At 67.4% G+C, this 17795-nt stretch carries 15 protein-coding genes; all 15 read right to left on the bottom strand.

What is annotated here, in order from left to right; translation table 11 throughout:
- Positions 1–178 precede the first annotated feature (178 nt).
- On the bottom strand, positions 179–1375 hold the full coding sequence (gene ftsZ, locus VXM69_RS21910) for a cell division protein FtsZ (protein WP_021159911.1): 1197 nt from the start codon (positions 1373–1375) through the stop codon (positions 179–181).
- A 111-nt stretch (positions 1376–1486) separates the two neighbouring features.
- The gene (gene ftsA, locus VXM69_RS21905) at positions 1487–2719 is read right to left on the bottom strand and encodes a cell division protein FtsA (RefSeq protein WP_006487138.1); all 1233 of its coding nucleotides are present in this window, start codon (positions 2717–2719) and stop codon (positions 1487–1489) included.
- A 26-nt stretch (positions 2720–2745) separates the two neighbouring features.
- On the bottom strand, positions 2746–3498 hold the full coding sequence (locus VXM69_RS21900; RefSeq protein WP_034186356.1) for a cell division protein FtsQ/DivIB: 753 nt from the start codon (positions 3496–3498) through the stop codon (positions 2746–2748).
- A 19-nt stretch (positions 3499–3517) separates the two neighbouring features.
- Entirely contained in the window at positions 3518–4459 is a 942-nt protein-coding gene (locus tag VXM69_RS21895) for a D-alanine--D-alanine ligase (RefSeq protein WP_034186355.1), read from the bottom strand.
- Between the two features lie 132 nt (positions 4460–4591).
- Entirely contained in the window at positions 4592–5989 is a 1398-nt protein-coding gene (gene murC, locus VXM69_RS21890; protein WP_049032743.1) for a UDP-N-acetylmuramate--L-alanine ligase, read from the bottom strand.
- Complete coding sequence (murG, locus tag VXM69_RS21885; protein WP_049032744.1) at positions 5986–7086, bottom strand: undecaprenyldiphospho-muramoylpentapeptide beta-N-acetylglucosaminyltransferase; 1101 nt, start codon at positions 7084–7086, stop codon at positions 5986–5988. The genes murC and murG overlap by 4 nt, the downstream gene beginning before the upstream one ends.
- Positions 7083–8366, bottom strand: a complete 1284-nt coding sequence (gene ftsW / locus VXM69_RS21880; RefSeq protein ID WP_034186352.1) for a putative lipid II flippase FtsW — start codon at positions 8364–8366, stop codon at positions 7083–7085. The genes murG and ftsW overlap by 4 nt, the downstream gene beginning before the upstream one ends.
- A complete protein-coding gene (gene murD, locus VXM69_RS21875) occupies positions 8363–9874 on the bottom strand; it encodes a UDP-N-acetylmuramoyl-L-alanine--D-glutamate ligase (protein ID WP_367190158.1) in 1512 nt (503 codons plus the stop codon). The genes ftsW and murD overlap by 4 nt, the downstream gene beginning before the upstream one ends.
- Before the next feature lie 28 nt (positions 9875–9902).
- On the bottom strand, positions 9903–11072 hold the full coding sequence (gene mraY / locus VXM69_RS21870) for a phospho-N-acetylmuramoyl-pentapeptide-transferase (RefSeq protein ID WP_006477019.1): 1170 nt from the start codon (positions 11070–11072) through the stop codon (positions 9903–9905).
- Between the two features lie 16 nt (positions 11073–11088).
- Positions 11089–12495, bottom strand: coding sequence for a UDP-N-acetylmuramoyl-tripeptide--D-alanyl-D-alanine ligase (gene murF, locus VXM69_RS21865; RefSeq protein ID WP_367190157.1), 1407 nt, complete (start codon positions 12493–12495; stop codon positions 11089–11091).
- A complete protein-coding gene (locus VXM69_RS21860) occupies positions 12492–14030 on the bottom strand; it encodes a UDP-N-acetylmuramoyl-L-alanyl-D-glutamate--2,6-diaminopimelate ligase (RefSeq protein ID WP_059558080.1) in 1539 nt (512 codons plus the stop codon). Before VXM69_RS21860 ends, murF begins: the two co-directional genes overlap by 4 nt.
- Positions 14027–15874 carry a penicillin-binding protein 2 gene (locus VXM69_RS21855; protein WP_034186348.1) on the bottom strand — a complete coding sequence of 616 codons (1848 nt, stop codon included), beginning with the start codon at positions 15872–15874 and terminating at the stop codon, positions 14027–14029. The genes VXM69_RS21860 and VXM69_RS21855 overlap by 4 nt, the downstream gene beginning before the upstream one ends.
- Entirely contained in the window at positions 15871–16212 is a 342-nt protein-coding gene (gene ftsL, locus VXM69_RS21850) for a cell division protein FtsL (RefSeq protein ID WP_034186347.1), read from the bottom strand. The genes VXM69_RS21855 and ftsL overlap by 4 nt, the downstream gene beginning before the upstream one ends.
- Positions 16209–17150 (bottom strand): 16S rRNA (cytosine(1402)-N(4))-methyltransferase RsmH, encoded by a 942-nt coding sequence (rsmH, locus tag VXM69_RS21845; protein ID WP_367190156.1) that lies wholly within the window; start codon positions 17148–17150, stop codon positions 16209–16211. The genes ftsL and rsmH overlap by 4 nt, the downstream gene beginning before the upstream one ends.
- A gap of 23 nt (positions 17151–17173) precedes the next feature.
- A complete protein-coding gene (mraZ, locus tag VXM69_RS21840; protein ID WP_006487094.1) occupies positions 17174–17602 on the bottom strand; it encodes a division/cell wall cluster transcriptional repressor MraZ in 429 nt (142 codons plus the stop codon).
- Positions 17603–17795 lie beyond the last annotated feature (193 nt).

The following is a 17795-nucleotide window of genomic DNA, read 5'->3' as shown; positions in this document are numbered from 1 at the left end:
TCATAGCGATACGGTTTTTCAGCGTGTTGCGGACAGCACGGTCCATCCCGCCCCGCCTGAGCGAAGAGGGCACGTTTCCCGGCCCGGCGTCGCAGCCGACGCGGCCTGTCCTGGTCCGTAGCATCCGTCACGCCGGCGATACCGCGGCGGTTTCGCCGCGGCTTCGCCTGTGTTTGCGTCAGTCAGCCTGCTTGCGCAGGAAAGCCGGGATGTCGTACGTGTCGACACCCTTCTCCTGCAGCGCCTGCACGTGCGATGCCGCGGTTTCGCGCGAATTGCGCCACACTGCCGGCGTATCCAGCGCGCCGTAGTCCGCCGTGCTGACGTGATGAGCCGGTGCATAGCCGTGCGACACCGCGCTGACCGGCTGGTTGTCCGTACCCGTGCGCAGCAGCGTCATCGGTGCCGACTGCTGCTTCTTCGCCGCACGGCCCAGCCCCGTTGCCACGACCGTCACGCGCAGCGCATCGCCCATCGCGTCGTCGTACACCGCACCGAAGATCACCGTCGCATCTTCCGCCGCGTAGCTCTTGATCGTGTTCATCACTTCGCGGGTTTCCGACAGGCGCAGCGAACGGCTCGACGTGATGTTGACCAGCACGCCGCGCGCGCCCGACAGATCGACGCCTTCGAGCAGCGGGCTCGCCACGGCCTGTTCCGCCGCGAGGCGTGCGCGATCGACGCCGGCAACCGTCGCCGTGCCCATCATCGCCTTGCCCTGCTCGCCCATCACCGTCTTCACGTCTTCGAAGTCGACGTTCACGAGGCCATCGACGTTGATGATTTCAGCGATGCCGGCGACCGCGTTGTTCAACACGTCGTCCGCGCACTGGAAGCACTTGTCCATCTCGGCGTCGTCGCCCATCACGTCGAACAGCTTGTCGTTCAGAACGACGATCAGCGAGTCGACGTGATCCTCCAGTTGCTGCGAACCTGCTTCCGCGACGCGCATGCGCTTGCCGCCTTCGAACTCGAACGGCTTGCTGACGACGCCAACCGTCAGGATGCCCATCTCCTTCGCGATCTGCGCGACCACCGGTGCCGCGCCCGTACCCGTGCCGCCACCCATGCCGGCGGTGATGAACACCATGTGCGCGCCGCGCAGTGCGTCGGCGATGCGCTCACGCGCTTCTTCCGCTGCCGCGCGGCCCATTTCCGGCTTCGCGCCGGCGCCGAGGCCCGTGTTGCCGAGCTGGATCACCGACGATGCGCGCGAACGCGACAGCGCCTGGGCGTCCGTGTTCATCACGATGAAGTCGACGCCCTGCACGCCGCGGTTGATCATGTGCTGGACGGCATTGCCGCCAGCGCCGCCAACGCCGACCACCTTGATGATGGTGCCGTTGGTCTCGGTTTCCAGCATTTCGAATTCCATGTTGCCTCCGTCAAGAGAAAAACTGCTAATCGGCCGTTATTCGGCAGGAGATCGGGCAACCTCCTGTCGCGCGCCAGCCGCCGGCACCAGCGCGAATTTCGATTCGGTTCGTCAAAAGTTGCTCAGGAACCATTCCTTCATCCGCGAGAACACCTGCCCCGCGTTGCCGGACTGCACGGCGACCTTGCGGCCGCGCATGCGCTGAGCACTGCCTTCGACCAGCAGCCCCATCGCCGTCGAGTAGCGCGGATTGCGCACGACGTCGGAGAGGCCGCCTGCATATTCCGGCGCGCCGATGCGCACAGGTTTCAGGAAAATGTCTTCGCCGAGCTCGACCATGCCGGGCATCATCGACGCACCGCCGGTAATGACCACGCCGGAGCTCAACAGTTCTTCGTAACCCGATTCGCGCACGACCTGCTGCACGAGCGAGAACAGTTCCTCGACGCGCGGCTCGATCACGGCCGCGAGCGCCTGGCGCGACAGCGTGCGCGGGCCGCGTTCGCCGAGGCCCGGCACTTCGACCATTTCGTCCGGATCGGCGAGCGCCTGCTTCGCGATTCCGTAGCCGACCTTGATGTCTTCCGCATCCGGCGTCGGCGTGCGCAGCGCCATCGCGATGTCGCTCGTGATCTGGTCGCCGGCGATCGGAATCACCGCGGTGTGACGGATCGCGCCTTCGGCGAAGATCGCGATGTCCGTCGTGCCGCCGCCGATGTCGACCAGCACCACGCCGAGATCCTTCTCGTCTTCCGTCAGCACCGCCAGCGACGACGCGAGCGGCTGCAGGATCAGGTCGTTCACTTCCAGCCCGCAGCGGCGCACGCACTTGACGATGTTCTGCGCGGCGCTCACCGCGCCCGTCACGATGTGCACCTTCACTTCCAGCCGGATACCGCTCATCCCGATCGGCTCGCGCACGTCTTCCTGGCCGTCGATGATGAATTCCTGCGTGAGGATGTGCAGCACCTGCTGGTCGGTCGGGATGTTGATCGCCTTCGCGGTCTCGATCACGCGCGCGACGTCCGTCTGCGTGACTTCCTTGTCCTTGATCGCGACCATCCCGCTCGAGTTGAAGCTGCGGATGTGGCTGCCCGCGATCCCCGTGAACACGTTGGTGATCTTGCAGTCGGCCATCAGCTCCGCCTCCTCGAGCGCGCGCTGGATCGACTGCACGGTGGCCTCGATGTTGACCACCACACCTTTCTTCAGACCCTTCGACTCGCTCTGGCCGAGACCGATCACCTCGTAGTGACCCTCGCCCTTCAGCTCGGCGACGATGGCCACCACCTTCGACGTGCCGATGTCGAGGGAAACCAGCAGATCCTTGTAGTCTTTGCTCATAAAGTGCTCTTGCGTGTGATCTCTCGTTACTTCTTGCGCTTGTCGGTATCGGTCAGGAACCGCATGCCTGCCGCGCGAATCGCGAATCCGTTCGGATAGCGCAGGTCCGCGTACTCGATGTCGTTGCCCCAACGCTCCGTGACGGCCGGCCAGGCCGCGACCAGGCGCTGGCTCCGGTCATGCAACGTGTCGCTGTTGCGTTCCTTGCCCAGCTCGACCTGCATGCCGTTCGACAGCTTCACCGTCCACGCGTACCGCGCCGACAGCGTCACTTCTTCCGGCGCCGCCTTCAGCGGCGCAAACCATTTCCCGAAGTCGCGGTACCGCGTGACGACTTCCTTCGCACTGCCTTCCGGGCCGTCGAACGCCGGCAGTTCCTGCTCCAGCTCGCCCTGGTTCGCGGTGAACAGCTCGCCGTCGACGCTCACCAGCTGGTCGCTGCCCCAGGTCCCGAGCGGTTTGTACTCCTCCAGCGTGACAGCCAGCGCATTCGGCCACACCCGGCGCACGCTCGCATGGCGCACCCACGGCATCTGCTCGAACGCGGCGCGCGCCGCATCGAGATCGACCGTGAAGAAATTGCCCTTCAGCCGGCCGACCACGCCCGCGCGCACCGTCGGCGAGTTGATGTGCTCGGTATCGCCGTCGATCCGGATTTCCCGCAGCGCGAACGTCGGGCGCTGGATCAGCCAGTAGCAACCGGCCGCCGCCAACACGAGCAGCAGCAGCGCGTACAGCGCGCTGGCGGCAAGGTTGAGTTGGCGAACGTTGTTCCACATACGTCGTTCCGTTCCTGCGTCAGTCGTTGAGCGTGAGCGACAGCACCTTCACGACCAGCTCCGAATAGCTGATGCCGACCGCGCGCGCCGCCTTCGGCGGCAGCGAGTGGTCGGTCATCCCGGGGGCCGTGTTCACTTCCAGGAAATACGCATTGCCGGCCGCGTCGAGCATGAAATCCGCGCGGCCCCAGTCGGTACAGCCGAGCACGTCGAACGCGCGGCGCGCGATGCGCTTCAGTTCCGCCTCCTGTTCGGCCGGCAGGCCGCACGGGATCAGGTACTGCGTGTCGTCGGCGACGTACTTCGCGTGGTAGTCGTAGAACTCGCCCGCCGGCACGATCTTGATCAGCGGCAGGTCGAGATCGCCGGCGATGCACGCGGTGTATTCGCCGCCGCCCTCGATGCTCTTCTCGACGATCACGATCTTGTCGTGCGTGGCGGCCTCTTCCAGCGCGGCCGGCAACGCGTCGGCCGTCTTCACCTTCAGCACCGCGACGCTCGAGCCTTCGCTCGCCGGCTTCACGAACAGCGGCAGGCCGAGCTTCGCGACGATGTCGGCCGCGCGCGCGGCCAGATCGTCGCCGCGCATCACCGTCTCGAACGGCGGCGTCGGCACGCCCGTCTGCTGCCATACGAGCTTCGTGCGGAACTTGTCGAGGCCGAGCGCCGACCCGAGCACGCCGCTGCCCGTGTAGCGAATGCCGTAGAAATCGAGCGCGCCCTGGATCTGGCCGTTCTCGCCGTAGCCGCCGTGCAGCGCGTTGAACGCGCGCACGAAACCTTCGTCCTTCAGCGCCGACAGCGGCCGCTCGGCCGGGTCGAACGGATGCGCATCGACGCCCGCGTCGCGCAGGCCCTGCAGCACGAGGCGGCCCGAGGTGAGCGACACCTCGCGCTCGGCGGATTCCCCGCCGAACAACACCGCCACCTTGCCGAAACGTTTCGGATCGATTCCGCTCATGCCAGCCTCCGCCGGGCCGCCCCAAGCAGGCTGACCGCCCTCGCGGGGGGCGCCTTGCACGGGACCGGAGTAAGCGCTAAAGCGCCAACTCCGGTCGACAGCGAACGAAGTGAGCGTGGGGGTCGTTTCATGTCATGCCTTCTGTTGAATGTGTTGCACGAGCTTCGCCGGCACGCCGCCGATCGAGCCCGCGCCCATCGTGATCACCACGTCGCCGTTCTGAGCGACCTTCGCCAATGCATCCGGCACGTCGTCGACCGTCGCGACGAACACCGGGTCAACCTTCCCGACCGCGCGCAGCGCGCGCGACAGCGCGTCGCCGTTGGCCGTCGGGATCGCGGCCTCGCCGGCCGCGTAGACTTCCGTCAGCACCAGCGCGTCGACCGTCGACAGCACGTTGACGAAATCGTCGAAGCAGTCGCGCGTGCGCGTGTAGCGGTGCGGCTGGAACGCCAGCACGAGGCGGCGGCCCGGGAACGCGCCGCGCGCGGCCGCGATCGTCGCGGCCATCTCGACCGGGTGATGACCGTAGTCGTCGATCAGCGTGTACTGGCCGCCGTCGGCGGTCGGCACCTCGCCGTAGCGCTGGAAGCGCCGGCCGACACCGTTGAATTCGGCCAGCGCCTGCTGGATCGCGTCGTCCGCCACGCCGAGATCGGTCGCGATCGCGATCGCCGCGAGCGCGTTCTGCACGTTGTGCAGGCCCGGCAGGTTCAGCACGATCGCGAGCGGCGAGCGCCCTTCGCGGATCACCGTGAAGTGCATCCGGCCGTCGCGCGCGTCGATGTCTTCCGCGCGTACCTGTGCGTCCGGCGACAGGCCGTAGCGCACGACCGGCTTCGAGATGAACGGGATGATCTGCCGCACGTTCGGATCGTCGACGCACACGACCGCGCTGCCGTAGAACGGCAGGCGTTGCGTGAATTCGATGAACGCCTGCTTGAGCCGCGCGAAATCGTGGCCGTAGGTGTCCATGTGGTCGGCGTCGATGTTCGTGATGACTTCGATCACCGGATACAGGTTCAGGAACGACGCGTCCGACTCGTCGGCCTCGGCGACGATGAAGTCGCCCGTGCCGAGCCGCGCGTTCGCGCCGGCGCTGATCAGCCGCCCGCCGATCACGAAGGTCGGGTCGAGCCCGCCCGCCGCGAGCACGCTCGCGACGAGGCTCGTCGTCGTGGTCTTGCCGTGCGTGCCGGCGATCGCGATGCCCTGCTTCAGGCGCATCAGCTCGGCGAGCATCACCGCACGCTGCACGATCGGCACGCCCTGGCTGCGGGCGGCCAGCACTTCCGGGTTGTCCGAGCGCACGGCCGTCGACACGACGACCGCGTTCGCGCCCGCGATGTTCGCCGCGTCGTGGCCGATCGCGATCCGTGCGCCGAGCGCCTGGAGGCGATCGGTCACCGCGTTGCGCGAGAGATCCGAGCCGCTGACCTCGTAGCCGAGGTTGACGAGCACTTCGGCGATGCCGCTCATGCCCGCGCCGCCGATCCCGACGAAATGAATGTGTTTGACGATGTGTTTCATAGTGTTTCCAGGTGCGCGCCGGCCGCCTTCGCGCACACGCGCGCGACTTCGTCGGTAGCCTCGGGCTTCGCCAGCGAGCGCGAACGTTCCGCCATGTCCGCGAGCGATGCCCGCGACTGGCCGCGCAGCCAGTCGGCGAGCAGTTCCGCCGACAGGTCGCGTTGTTGCACCAGCACCGCCGCGCCCGCATCGGCGAGGAACGCGGCATTGGTCGTCTGGTGATCGTCGACCGCGTACGGGAACGGCACGAACAGCGCCGCCACGCCCACCGCCGCGATCTCCGACACCGTCATCGCGCCCGACCGGCAGATCACCAGATCCGCCGCCGCGTACGCGGCCGCCATGTCGTCGATGAACGGCACGAGCCGCACGTCCTCGCCGGCCGCGAAACCGGCCGCTTCGTAATTCGCCTTCAACGCGTCGATGTGCTTCACGCCGGCCTGGTGCACGACGCGCGGGCGTTCGCCCGGCGTCAGCAGCGCCAGCGCGCGCGGCACGACTTCGTTCAGCGCGGCCGCCCCGAGGCTGCCGCCGACGACCAGCACGTTCAGCGGACCGCTGCGCGACGCATAGCGTGCTTTGGGCGGTTCCGTGTGCGCAAGTTCCGCGCGAATCGGGTTGCCGGTCCATTCCGCGTGCGGCAGTGCGCCGGGGAACGCGACGAGCACGCGCTTCGCGAGTTTCGCGAGCACCTTGTTCGTCAGGCCCGCGATCGAATTCTGTTCATGCAGCACGAGCGGACGCCCCGACAGCGCGGTCATCACACCCGCCGGGAACGTGATGTAGCCGCCCATCCCGAGCACGACGTCCGGCCGCACGCGGCGCAGCGCGCCGAGGCTCTGCCAGCACGCGCGCAACAGGTTGACCGGCAGCGTCAGCTTGGTCTTCAGGCCCTTGCCGCGCAGCCCGCCGAACCGCACGTATTCCATCGGAATGCCGTGCTTCGGCACGAGCGTCGCTTCCATCCCGGCCGGATTGCCGAGCCACACGACGCGCCAGCCCGCCGCTTCCATCCGGTGCGCGACCGCGAGCCCCGGGAACACGTGCCCCCCGGTGCCGCCTGCCATCACCATCAGCGTGCGTTGCGACGCGGTCATACCTTCCCTCCGCGCATCAGCACCCGGTTTTCGTAGTCGACCCGCAGCAGTACCGCCAGCGCGACGCAGTTCAGCAGGATGCCCGAGCCGCCGTAGCTCACCAGCGGCAGCGTCAGGCCCTTGGTCGGCAGCAGCCCGAGGTTCACGCCCATGTTGATGAACGTCTGCGCGCCGAACCAGATGCCGATACCTTTTGCCATCAGGCCCGCGAACGTGCGGTCGAGCGCGAGCGCCTGGCGGCCGATCTCGAACGCGCGGCGCACGATCCAGTAGAACAGCAGGATCACGACCAGCACGCCGACGAAGCCGAGCTCCTCGCCGATCACCGCGAGGATGAAGTCGGTGTGCGCTTCCGGCAGGTAGTTCAGTTTCTCGACGCTGCCGCCGAGGCCGACGCCAAGCCATTCGCCGCGGCCGAATGCGATCAGCGAGTGCGTGAGCTGGTAAGCCTTGCCCTGTGCGTAGCGCTCGTCCCACGGATCGAGATACGCGAAGATCCGCTCGCGACGCCACGGCGACAGCCACACCAGCATCGTGAACGTGCCGACCGCCGTTGCGACGAGGCCGCCGAACAGCTTGCCGTTCACGCCGCCGAGGAACAGCACGCCCATCGCGATCGCGGCGACCACCATGAACGCGCCCATGTCCGGCTCGAGCAGCAGCAGCGCACCGACCAGGCCGACCGCGAATGCCATCGGCAGGAAGCCCTTCGCGAAGCTCTGCATGTATTCCTGCTTGCGCACCGTGTAGTTCGCCGCGTAGATCGTCACCGCGAGCTTCATGATTTCCGACGGCTGCATGTTCGTGATGCCGAGCGGAATCCAGCGGCGCGCCCCGTTCACGCCCTTGCCGACGTGCGGGATCAGCACGATCACGAGGCCGACGAGCGCGATCAGGAAGAGATGCGGCGCGTACTTGTCCCATGTCGAGACGGGCACGCGGAACGCGATCACCGCCGCGACGAACGCGACGCCGAGCGAAATGCAGTGGCGCATCAGGAACGCGTAATCGTGATACGACGCGTATTTCGGCGAATCAGGCATCGCGATCGACGCCGAATACACCATCACGACGCCGAGGCCGAGCAGCGCGATCGCGACCCACAACAGCGAGTAGTCGAAGTCGAGCATCCGCGAACGGCTCGGGCGCACGCCGTTGACGACGCTCGCGAGGCCGCCCGTTGCGGCGCGCGTGGCCGACGCGACGCGGCCGCCCGCGGCATTGCCGCCGGTGTCGCGCCGGTCGTTGAACCGGGAGACGAGGCGATCGGACCAGCTCATGGCGTCGCTCCTTTGTCGATGGCGATTTCGTCGACCGCCGCGCGGAACACATCCGCGCGATGGGCGTAGTTCCTGAACATGTCGAGGCTCGCGCATGCGGGCGACAGCAACACCGCGTCGCCCGGCTCGGCGAGATCGGCCGCCGCGCGCACCGCGCTTTCGAGCGTCTCGTGATCGGCGAGCGGCACGCCCGTTTCGGCGAGCGTGTCGCGGATTGCCGGCGCGTCGCGGCCGATCAGCATCACCGCGCGGCACCAGCGTGCGACCGGTGCGACCAGCGGTGCGAAATCCTGGCCCTTGCCGTCGCCGCCCGCGATCAGCACGATCTTCTGCGCGAGCCCGTCGAGCGCGGCGACCGTCGCGCCGACGTTGGTGCCCTTGCTGTCGTCGACGTAGTCGACGTCGTCGATCGTCGCGATCACTTCGACGCGATGCGCTTCGCCGCGATATTCGCGCAGCGCGTGCAGCAGCGGCGCGGCCGGCAGGTCGATCGCGCGGGCGAGCGCGAATGCGGCCAGCGCGTTCGCCGCGTTGTGCAGCCCGCGGATGCGCAGCGCGTCGGCCGGCATCAGGCGCTTCTGCGCGATGTCGGGCGTATGCGCGGCGTCGCGCCTGCGCCGGCGGGTCGTCGTCACTTCATCCGGTGCGTCGCGATCGACGGCTTCCACCAGCCATGCAATGCCGTTGTCGCGCGACAGCCCGTAGTCGCCGTCCTGCACCGGCTCGTTCAGGCCGAACGTGACCGTGCGCGGCGCGTCGGCCGCGCCGACTGCCGGCGCGAACTTCATCACGGCCGCATCGTCGCGGTTCAGCACGCGCGTCGTCGTCGCACCGAAGATCCGGCCCTTTGCCTGCGCGTACGCGTCGAAGCCGCCGTGCCAGTCGAGGTGGTCCTGCGTGATGTTGAGGATCGCGGCGGCATCGGGTGCAAACGTGCGCGCGGTCTCGAGCTGGAAGCTCGACAGTTCGAGCACCCACACGTCGGGCAGCGCGGTTTCGTCGATCGCGTTCGCGAGCCGGTCGAGCATCGCCGGGCTGATGTTGCCCGCGACGGCGACCTTCTTGCCCGCGCGCCGGCACAGCAGGCCCGCGAGGCTCGTCGTCGTGGTCTTGCCGTTGGTGCCGGTGATCGCGAGCACCTTCGGCTGGTAGCCGCTCGTGCCGAGCGCGCGCAATGCCTGCGCGAAGAATTCCAGCTCGCCCCACACCGCGATCCCGCGCTCGTGCGCGGCCGCGACCAGCGCCGCGAGTGCCGGTTCGAGCGGCGACAGCCCGGGGCTCAGCCCGACGATCTCGACGCCGCCGTCGAGCAGTGCGGGCGTGAATGCCCCGCCGACGAATTCCGCATCGATGCCTTCGGCCTGCAGCGCGGCAAGGTTCGGCGGCGCCTCGCGGGTATCGGCAATACGCAGCCGGCACCCGTGCCTCGCGCACCATCGCGCGATCGCGAGACCCGATTCACCGAGCCCCAGTACGAGCACCATCGGCCGTTGCCGATCTCCAAACATCTCGCCAGACATCCTTGTTACCTTTCCTTTACCGCAGCTTGAGGGTGGTCAGACCAAACAGGCACAGCATCAGCGTGATGATCCAGAAACGCACGACCACCTGCGTTTCCTTCCAGCCGGACAATTCGAAATGGTGATGCAGCGGCGCCATCTTCAGCAGGCGCCGCCCTTCGCCGTAACGCTTCTTCGTGTACTTGAACCACGAAACCTGCAGCATCACCGACAGCGTTTCCGCGACGAAGATGCCGCCCATGATGAACAGCACGATTTCCTGGCGCACGATCACCGCGACCGTGCCGAGCGCGCCGCCGAGCGCCAGCGCGCCGACGTCGCCCATGAACACCTGCGCGGGGTGCGTGTTGTACCAGAGGAACGCGAGCCCTGCCCCGCCCATCGCGGAGCAGAAGATCAGCAGCTCGCCCGCGCCCGGGATGTGCGGGAACAGCAGGTATTTTGAATAGACCGCGCTGCCCATCACGTACGCGAACACACCCAGCGACGCGCCGACCAGCACGACCGGCATGATCACGAGGCCGTCGAGGCCGTCGGTCAGGTTCACCGCGTTGCTCGCGCCGACGATCACGAAGTAGGTCAGCACGATGAAGCCCCACACGCCGAGCGGGTAGCTGATCGACTTCAGGAACGGCAGCATCAGGTCGGCACGTGCGGGCAGCCCCATCGACAGGCCGCTCCTCACCCATGCCATGAACAGGTCGAACACGCGCACGTTGTTCGCCTCGGACACGCTGAAGGCCAGGTAGACGGCCGCGAACAGCCCGATCACCGATTGCCAGAAATACTTCTCGCGCGACGACATCCCGCGCGGGTCCTTGTGGACGACCTTGCGGTAATCGTCGACCCAGCCGATCACGCCGAAGCCGAACGTGACGAGCATCACGATCCAGATGAAACGGTTCGTCAGGTCGCCCCACAGCAGCGTCGCGACCGCGATGCCGATCAGGATCAGCACGCCGCCCATCGTCGGCGTGCCGGACTTGACGAGGTGGGTCTGCGGGCCGTCCTTGCGCACGGCCTGCCCGACCTTCATTTGCGTCAGCTTGCGGATCACCCACGGTCCGCACACGAGCCCGATCCCGAGCGCGGTGATGGTGGCCATCACCGCACGGAACGTGAGGTACGTGAACAAGCGCAAAAAGCTTGCGTCTCCTTGCAGCCATTGCGCCAGCGCCAGCAGCATGCTTCCTTCCTTCTACTCAGTGTGCGGCGGGCGCCGTGCCCGCCGCGGGTTGGTTCGTCAGCGCGTCGACCACGCGCTCCATCTTCATGTACCGCGAGCCCTTCACCAGCACCGTCGCCGGTGCGCCGTATCCGGCCGCGAGCAGCGCCGACACGAGCGCGCCGACGTCATCGAAATGGCGGGCCGTGTCGCCGTACGCCGTGCACGCGTCGCGCGACGCGTCGCCGAGCGCGAACAGCGCATCGATCCCGCGATCGCGCGCATAGGCGCCGATCTCGCGGTGGAAAGCCGGCCCTTCTTCGCCAACCTCGCCCATGTCGCCGATCACCAGCACGCGCGGCCCCGGTTGCGCGGCGAGCACGTCGATCGCGGCGCGCATCGAATCGGGGTTCGCGTTGTACGTATCGTCGACGACCGTCGCACCCGCGAGGCTCCCGGCAATCGCCTGCTTCACCTGCAGCCGGCCCTTGACCGGTTCGAACGATTCGAGGCCCTGCCGGATCGCCGACAGCGAGACGCCGGCGCCGAGCGCCGCGGCCGTCGCGGCCAGCGCGTTGCGTGCATTGTGCTCGCCGAGCGCGCGCAGCCGCACCGTGACGGCACCCGCCGGCGTGTCGATCGCGAGTTCGCCGCCGTGCAGACGGCCGACGACCTGCGCGTCGTTCTGCCGTTCGGCGTCGTGCAGCGCGAAATCGAGGATCCGGTTGCCGGTCGCCGCGACGCGCCAGATGCCCGCGTACGCGTCGTCGGCCGGGAACACCGCGACGCCGTCCGGCGGCAGCGCGTGAATCACGGCCGCGTGTTCGAGCGCGACGGCTTCGACCGTCGACATGAATTCCTGGTGCTCGCGCTGCGCGTTGTTGACGAGCGCGACCGTCGGCGCCGTGAGGCGCGCGAGGACTTCGGTCTCGCCCGGATGGTTCATCCCGATCTCGATCACCGCGAGACGATGGGCGGCCGACAGGCGCAACAGCGTCAGCGGCAGGCCGACATCGTTGTTCAGGTTGCCGGCCGTCGCGAGTCGCGCGTCGGCGCCGACCGCCGCCGCGAAGATCGATGCGATCATTTCCTTGACCGTCGTCTTGCCGTTGCTGCCCGTCACCGCGACGAGCGGCAGCGGGAATCGCATGCGCCAGCCGTGCGCGAGCGCGCCGAGCGCGGCACGCGTTTCGCCGCCCACGATCGCCGGCATCGTGACGCCCGCCGGCACGTACGCGACGAGTGCCGCGGCGGCACCGCGCGCGGCGACGTCGCCGAGGAAGTCGTGTGCGTCGAAGCGCTCGCCCTTCAGCGCGACGAACAGGTCACCCGGCCCGGCCGTGCGGCTGTCCGTCGACACGCGGTCGAACGTGACGCCCGCGTCGCCGTGGACGGTGGCGCCGGGAATCAGGCGAGCGGCTTCGCCGAGACTGAGCATCGTCATTCGCCGCCTCCCTTGCCGTGCGTCGCGCGCGCCGCCAGCGCGAGCCGCGCGTGATCCTGATCGGAGAACGTACGCTTCTTGCCCATGATTTCCTGCGTGGCCTCGTGGCCCTTGCCGGCCAGCACGACGACATCCTCGCGTGCGGCGCCGCGCACGGCCTGCAGGATCGCGCTCGCGCGATCCTCGATGCGGCGTGCGTGATCGGGTGCGGTCATGCCCGCGACGATCTGGTCGATGATGCGCTGCGGATCCTCGCTGCGCGGGTTGTCACTCGTGACGACGGTCTCGTCGGCGAGCCGCTCCGCGATCGCGCCCATCAGCGGGCGCTTCGTTGCGTCGCGATCGCCGCCGCAGCCGAACATGCAGACGAGCCGGCCACCGCGCGCCGTGGCGATCGGGCGCAACGCGTCGAGCGTCTTTTCGAGCGCGTCGGGCGTGTGCGCGTAGTCGATCACGACGAGCGGTTCGTCGTTCTGCAGCCGGCCGCCGAGCCGCTGCATCCGGCCGTTGACCGACTCGAGCCGCTCGATCTCAGCGAGCGCCGCGTCGAACGGCACATCGGCCGCGAGCAGCGAGCCGAGTACGGCAAGCAGGTTGCTGACGTTGAAGGTGCCGAGCGTGCCGACCTCGACGTCCGCGTCGCCCCACGACGAACGCAGGCGGAATGCGGTGCCGGTGGCGGTCGCACGCACGTCGAGCGCGACCAGCTCGCGATCGGCGTCGGGTGCCGCCGCGTCGCCGATCCCGTACGCGATCGTGCGCACGCGGCCGGCCAGCTTCTCGAGCAGGCGCCGGCCGGCTGCGTCGTCGCGATTGATCACCGCCGCGCGCAGGCCGCGCCACGCGAACAGCTTCGCCTTCGCGGCTTCGTACGCATCGAACGTGCCGTGATAGTCGAGGTGATCTTGCGTAAGGTTCGTAAATACCGCGATATCGAAGGCCGTGCCGTTCACGCGGCCCTGATGCAACGCGTGCGACGACACTTCCATCGCCACCGCCTTCGCACCGGCGTCGCGCAACTGCGCGAGGCTGCGCTGCAGTTGCGGCGCGTCGGGCGTCGTGAAGCCGGTCGGCACGAGCTGGCCGGGCATCCCGCTGCCGAGCGTGCCGATCACCGCGCACGGCTGGTGCAACGCCGTCAGCGCGACAGCGAGCCATTGCGTGCACGACGTCTTGCCGTTCGTGCCCGTGACGCCGACCGCGAGCAGACTGTCGCTCGGATCGCCGTACCAGCCGCTGGCGATCTCGCCGGCGAGCTGGTCGAGCGCCGGCACCGCGAGCGCGACGGGTACGGCCGGCGCGGCGGCCAGCCCTTCCGGCTGATACAGCACGGCGGCCGCACCTTGTGCGACGGCGTTGGCAATGAAGGCGCGATTGTCTGCCCCGTCGACCGCATACGCGACGAACACGTCGCCAGCCTTGAGACTGCGCGTGTCGGCATGCAGTTGCGCCGCGGGGGCCACATGCTGACGCAGCCACGCAAGCGCGGCTGCGATCTGCTGATGCGCCGGATGGGAACTGCGGGCGGCGCTCATCGAACAACTCCTGGTGAATTACGCGTCGTGCTGGACACGATCATATGCTTCGCACCGCTCCCCGCGGCCAGCTTTTGCGGCCCCGTTGCGCTCGGCGCTGCCGGCGAATCGTCAGACACGACGAGTTGCTTGATCGGCATGTTCGGCGGGACGTTCAACGCACGCATCGTGTCGCCGGCGATCGCCGAGAATACGGGGCCGGACACCTGGCCGCCGAAGTGGCTGCCGGCGGTCGGCTCGTCGACCGACACCGCGACGACGATGCGCGGATTCGGCATCGGCGCCATCCCGACGAACGACGCACGGTACTTGCGCGTGTAGCCATGCCCTTCATGCTTGTACGCGGTACCGCTCTTGCCGCCGACGCGATAGCCCGGCACGGCCGCATCCGGCGACGTACCGCCCGGCGCGACCACCGTCTCGAGCATCGCGCGCACTTCGCGCGCGGTGGTCGGGTTGAATACCTGCGTGCCCGTGATCGGCTGATTGGGGTCGGTCTTGAAAATGGTCACGGGCATCAGTTCGCCGTCGTGCGCGATCGCCGTGTAGGCGCGCGCGAGCTGGAACAGCGACACCGACAGGCCGTAGCCGTACGACATCGTCGCCTGCTCGATGCGGCGCCAGCTCTTCCACGGACGCAGGCGGCCGGCCACCGCGCCCGGGAACCCGACCTTCGGCGCCTGGCCGAGGCCGATGCTCGTATACATATTCCACATTTCCTCGGGCCGCATCGTCATCGCGATCTTCGTCGCGCCGATGTTGCTCGACTTCTGGATCACGCCGCCGACCGTCAGCGTGCCGAAACCCGCGTCGTCGGTGATCGGCGCGCCGTCGAGCACGAAATGCCCGTTGCCCGTTTCGACGAGCGTGTTCGGCGTCACGCGGTGCAGATCGAGCGCGAGCGACACCGTGAATGGCTTCATGATCGAGCCCGGCTCGAACACGTCGGTCATGATCCGGTTGCGCAGTTGCTCGCCCGTCATGCGCGAGCGGTCGTTCGGGTTGTACGTCGGGTAGTTGACGAGCGCGAGCACTTCGCCGGTACGCACGTCGACGACCATCGCCGCGCCGGCCTTTGCCTTGAACTTCTCGACGGCGGCCTTCAGGTTCGCGTACGCGATGTACTGGATCTTGCTGTCGATCGACAGGTCGACGTCGGTCCCGTTGTGCGGCGGGATCTGCTCGGCGACGTCCTCGACGATGTGCCCCATCCGGTCCTTGATCACGCGACGCACGCCCGACGTGCCGGACAGCAACTTCTGGTCGCCGAGCTCGACGCCTTCCTGCCCTTCGTCCTCGACGTTCGTGAAGCCGATCAGGTGAGCGGTGATCTCGCCTTCCGGATAGAAGCGCTTGTATTCGTTGCGCTGGTAGATGCCGGGAATGTCGAGCGCGGCGACCTTGTCCGCGACGTCGAGCGGCACCTGGCGCTTCACGTAGACGAAACCCTTGTCTTCCGACAGCTTCACGCGCAGTTCCTTCGGCGTCATGCCGAGGAGCTTGCCGAGCTGGTTGATCTTGTCGGCGTCGAGATCGTCCGGCACCGCGTCGGGAATCGCCCAGATCGCGCGCACGGGCAGGCTCGTCGCGAGCACGAGCCCGTTACGGTCGAGGATCTTGCCGCGCGTCGCGGGCAGCTCGAGCGTGCGCTGGTAGCGGCTTTCGCCCTGCTTCTGATAGAACGCGTTGCCGGGCCCCTGGATCCAGAACGCCCGCGCGGCCAGCGCGACGAACGCCATGAACAGCAGGAACACGACGAACTTCGAGCGCCACATCGGCAGGTGCACGCCCAGCACGGGGCTCGACGAGAACTTCACGTTCTGGCGCTTCTGGGACGGCTTCATCGCGCGCCCCCCTTGCCCTTGCCTGCCGTGTCGGCCGACGCCGGGATCGGCGCGTCGATCGCCTTCGCCGCGCCCGGCGGCAGCGTCAGGTATTGCGTGCGGCCGGTCGAGATCGCCTGCATCTTCAGCGAATCGTTCGCGAGTTGCTCGATGCGCGACGTCTTCGACAGCGCGCTCTGCTGATATTGAAGCTGCGCGTAGTCCTGCTGGAGCTGGCGCTCCTGCGACTGCGCGCGCTGCAGCTGGATGAAGATCTGCCGCTGCTGGTTCGTCGAGTTGACGACCGACAGCGCGCAACCCATCACGATGATCAGCAGGAAGATATTGAAGCGGCTCATGGCGTGACGCGCTCCGCAATGCGCATCACGGCCGAGCGGGCGCGCGGATTCGCGGCGACTTCCGCTTCACTCGGAAACTGACGGCTGATGATCTTGAGCGGCGGGCTCGGGAGGTCGACGGCGCGGATCGGCAGGCGACGATCGACCGCAGGCGCACTGGCGTGCGCCTGCATGAATCGCTTGACGATCCGGTCCTCGAGTGAATGAAAGCTGATCACCACCAGCCGCCCCCCTTGCTCCAGCAACGACAGTGCCGCGTCTAGTACGACTTGCAGGTCCGCAAGCTCTTGATTGACGTGAATCCGTATAGCCTGAAAGGTGCGGGTTGCCGGATCCTTGCCCTTCTCACGGGTTTTGACGACGTGACCCACGATTTGGGCAAGCTCGCCCGTGGTGTCGAGAGGCCCAAGACGGTCGGACTCTGCCCGGCGAGCAACAAGCGCCTTTGCAATCTGAAAAGCAAACCGTTCTTCCCCATAATCCCGTATCACCTCCGTCAATTCCTGCACCGAAGCCCGCGCGAGCCATTCGGCCGCCGACTCGCCACGCGTCGGATCCATTCGCATGTCCAGCGGACCATCGGCGCGGAAGCTGAAGCCGCGCGCCGGATCGTCCACCTGCGGCGAGGACACGCCCAGGTCCAGCAACACACCCGCCACCTTCTCGACGCCGCGCGCCGCAAGCGCGTCGCGCATCGATGCAAAGCTGTCATGCACGATCGAGAAGCGCGCATCCTCGATGCCCTGCGCCGTCTCGATCGCCCTCGGGTCCTTGTCGAACGCGATCAGCCGCCCGGCCGGCGCGAGCCGCGCGAGCACCGCGCGGCTATGCCCGCCCCGCCCGAACGTACCGTCGACGTACACGCCGTCCGGCCGCGTCACGAGCGACTCGATCGCCTCATCCAACAGCACCGTCCGATGCCGCAATTCATTTCCCATCGCGGGCGTCTCCGTCACCGCAATCAGAACGTGAAATTCTTCAGCGCGTCGGGCATGCCCTGCGCCATCGCTGCCTGCTCCTTCGCGTTGTAGGTTTGCGAATCCCACAGCTCGAAGTGACTACCCATTCCCAACAACATGACTTCCTTTTCCAGTCCGGCTGCCATGCGCAGCTCGGGCGATACGAGAATCCGGCCCGCGCTGTCGAGATCGACGTCCATCGCATTGCCGAGAAAAATGCGCCGCCACCAGTGCGCGTCCATCGGCAGCGCGGCGATCTTGGCGCGGAATACTTCCCATTCGGGGCGCGGAAACAGCAACAGGCAGCCGTCCGGGTGCTTGGTCACAGTCACCCGTCCTTCTGCCTGTCCTTGCAGCGCTTCGCGATAGCGAGCCGGCACCGACATCCGCCCTTTCGCATCGAGCGTCAGCGCCGACGCCCCTTGGAACACTTTCCGCTCTCCCGTTCAGGGCACCGAAGCACCCGCTCAATGCTGAGAATTTAGCCGGAATAGCCCGCTAAATCACACAAAAATACACTTTCTCACACTGTCTCCCACTTTAGAGGAAGGGTGTGGCACGGTCAAGGGAGCGGCCCGCTTTTTTGACGAATTTTGTTAGTTAGAACAAGGACTTACGCGCACA

The organism is Burkholderia sp. Ed8 (assembly GCF_040761425.1).
GTDB lineage: Bacteria > Pseudomonadota > Gammaproteobacteria > Burkholderiales > Burkholderiaceae > Burkholderia > Burkholderia seminalis.
Note: the sequence above shows the minus strand (reverse complement) of the source record. Positions and strands in the feature narration are given on the sequence as shown.

Excerpts from the sequence above, each read along its gene's own strand:
- ftsZ (WP_021159911.1), bottom strand. The coding sequence starts at position 1,375 with ATGGAATTCGAAATGCTGGAAACCGAGACCAACGGCACCATCATCAAG.
- ftsA (WP_006487138.1), bottom strand. The coding sequence starts at position 2,719 with ATGAGCAAAGACTACAAGGATCTGCTGGTTTCCCTCGACATCGGCACG.
- VXM69_RS21900 (WP_034186356.1), bottom strand. The coding sequence starts at position 3,498 with ATGTGGAACAACGTTCGCCAACTCAACCTTGCCGCCAGCGCGCTGTAC.
- VXM69_RS21895 (WP_034186355.1), bottom strand. The coding sequence starts at position 4,459 with ATGAGCGGAATCGATCCGAAACGTTTCGGCAAGGTGGCGGTGTTGTTC.
- murC (WP_049032743.1), bottom strand. The coding sequence starts at position 5,989 with ATGAAACACATCGTCAAACACATTCATTTCGTCGGGATCGGCGGCGCG.
- murG (WP_049032744.1), bottom strand. The coding sequence starts at position 7,086 with ATGACCGCGTCGCAACGCACGCTGATGGTGATGGCAGGCGGCACCGGG.
- ftsW (WP_034186352.1), bottom strand. The coding sequence starts at position 8,366 with ATGAGCTGGTCCGATCGCCTCGTCTCCCGGTTCAACGACCGGCGCGAC.
- murD (WP_367190158.1), bottom strand. The coding sequence starts at position 9,874 with ATGTTTGGAGATCGGCAACGGCCGATGGTGCTCGTACTGGGGCTCGGT.
- mraY (WP_006477019.1), bottom strand. The coding sequence starts at position 11,072 with ATGCTGCTGGCGCTGGCGCAATGGCTGCAAGGAGACGCAAGCTTTTTG.
- murF (WP_367190157.1), bottom strand. The coding sequence starts at position 12,495 with ATGACGATGCTCAGTCTCGGCGAAGCCGCTCGCCTGATTCCCGGCGCC.
- VXM69_RS21860 (WP_059558080.1), bottom strand. The coding sequence starts at position 14,030 with ATGAGCGCCGCCCGCAGTTCCCATCCGGCGCATCAGCAGATCGCAGCC.
- VXM69_RS21855 (WP_034186348.1), bottom strand. The coding sequence starts at position 15,874 with ATGAAGCCGTCCCAGAAGCGCCAGAACGTGAAGTTCTCGTCGAGCCCC.
- ftsL (WP_034186347.1), bottom strand. The coding sequence starts at position 16,212 with ATGAGCCGCTTCAATATCTTCCTGCTGATCATCGTGATGGGTTGCGCG.
- rsmH (WP_367190156.1), bottom strand. The coding sequence starts at position 17,150 with ATGGGAAATGAATTGCGGCATCGGACGGTGCTGTTGGATGAGGCGATC.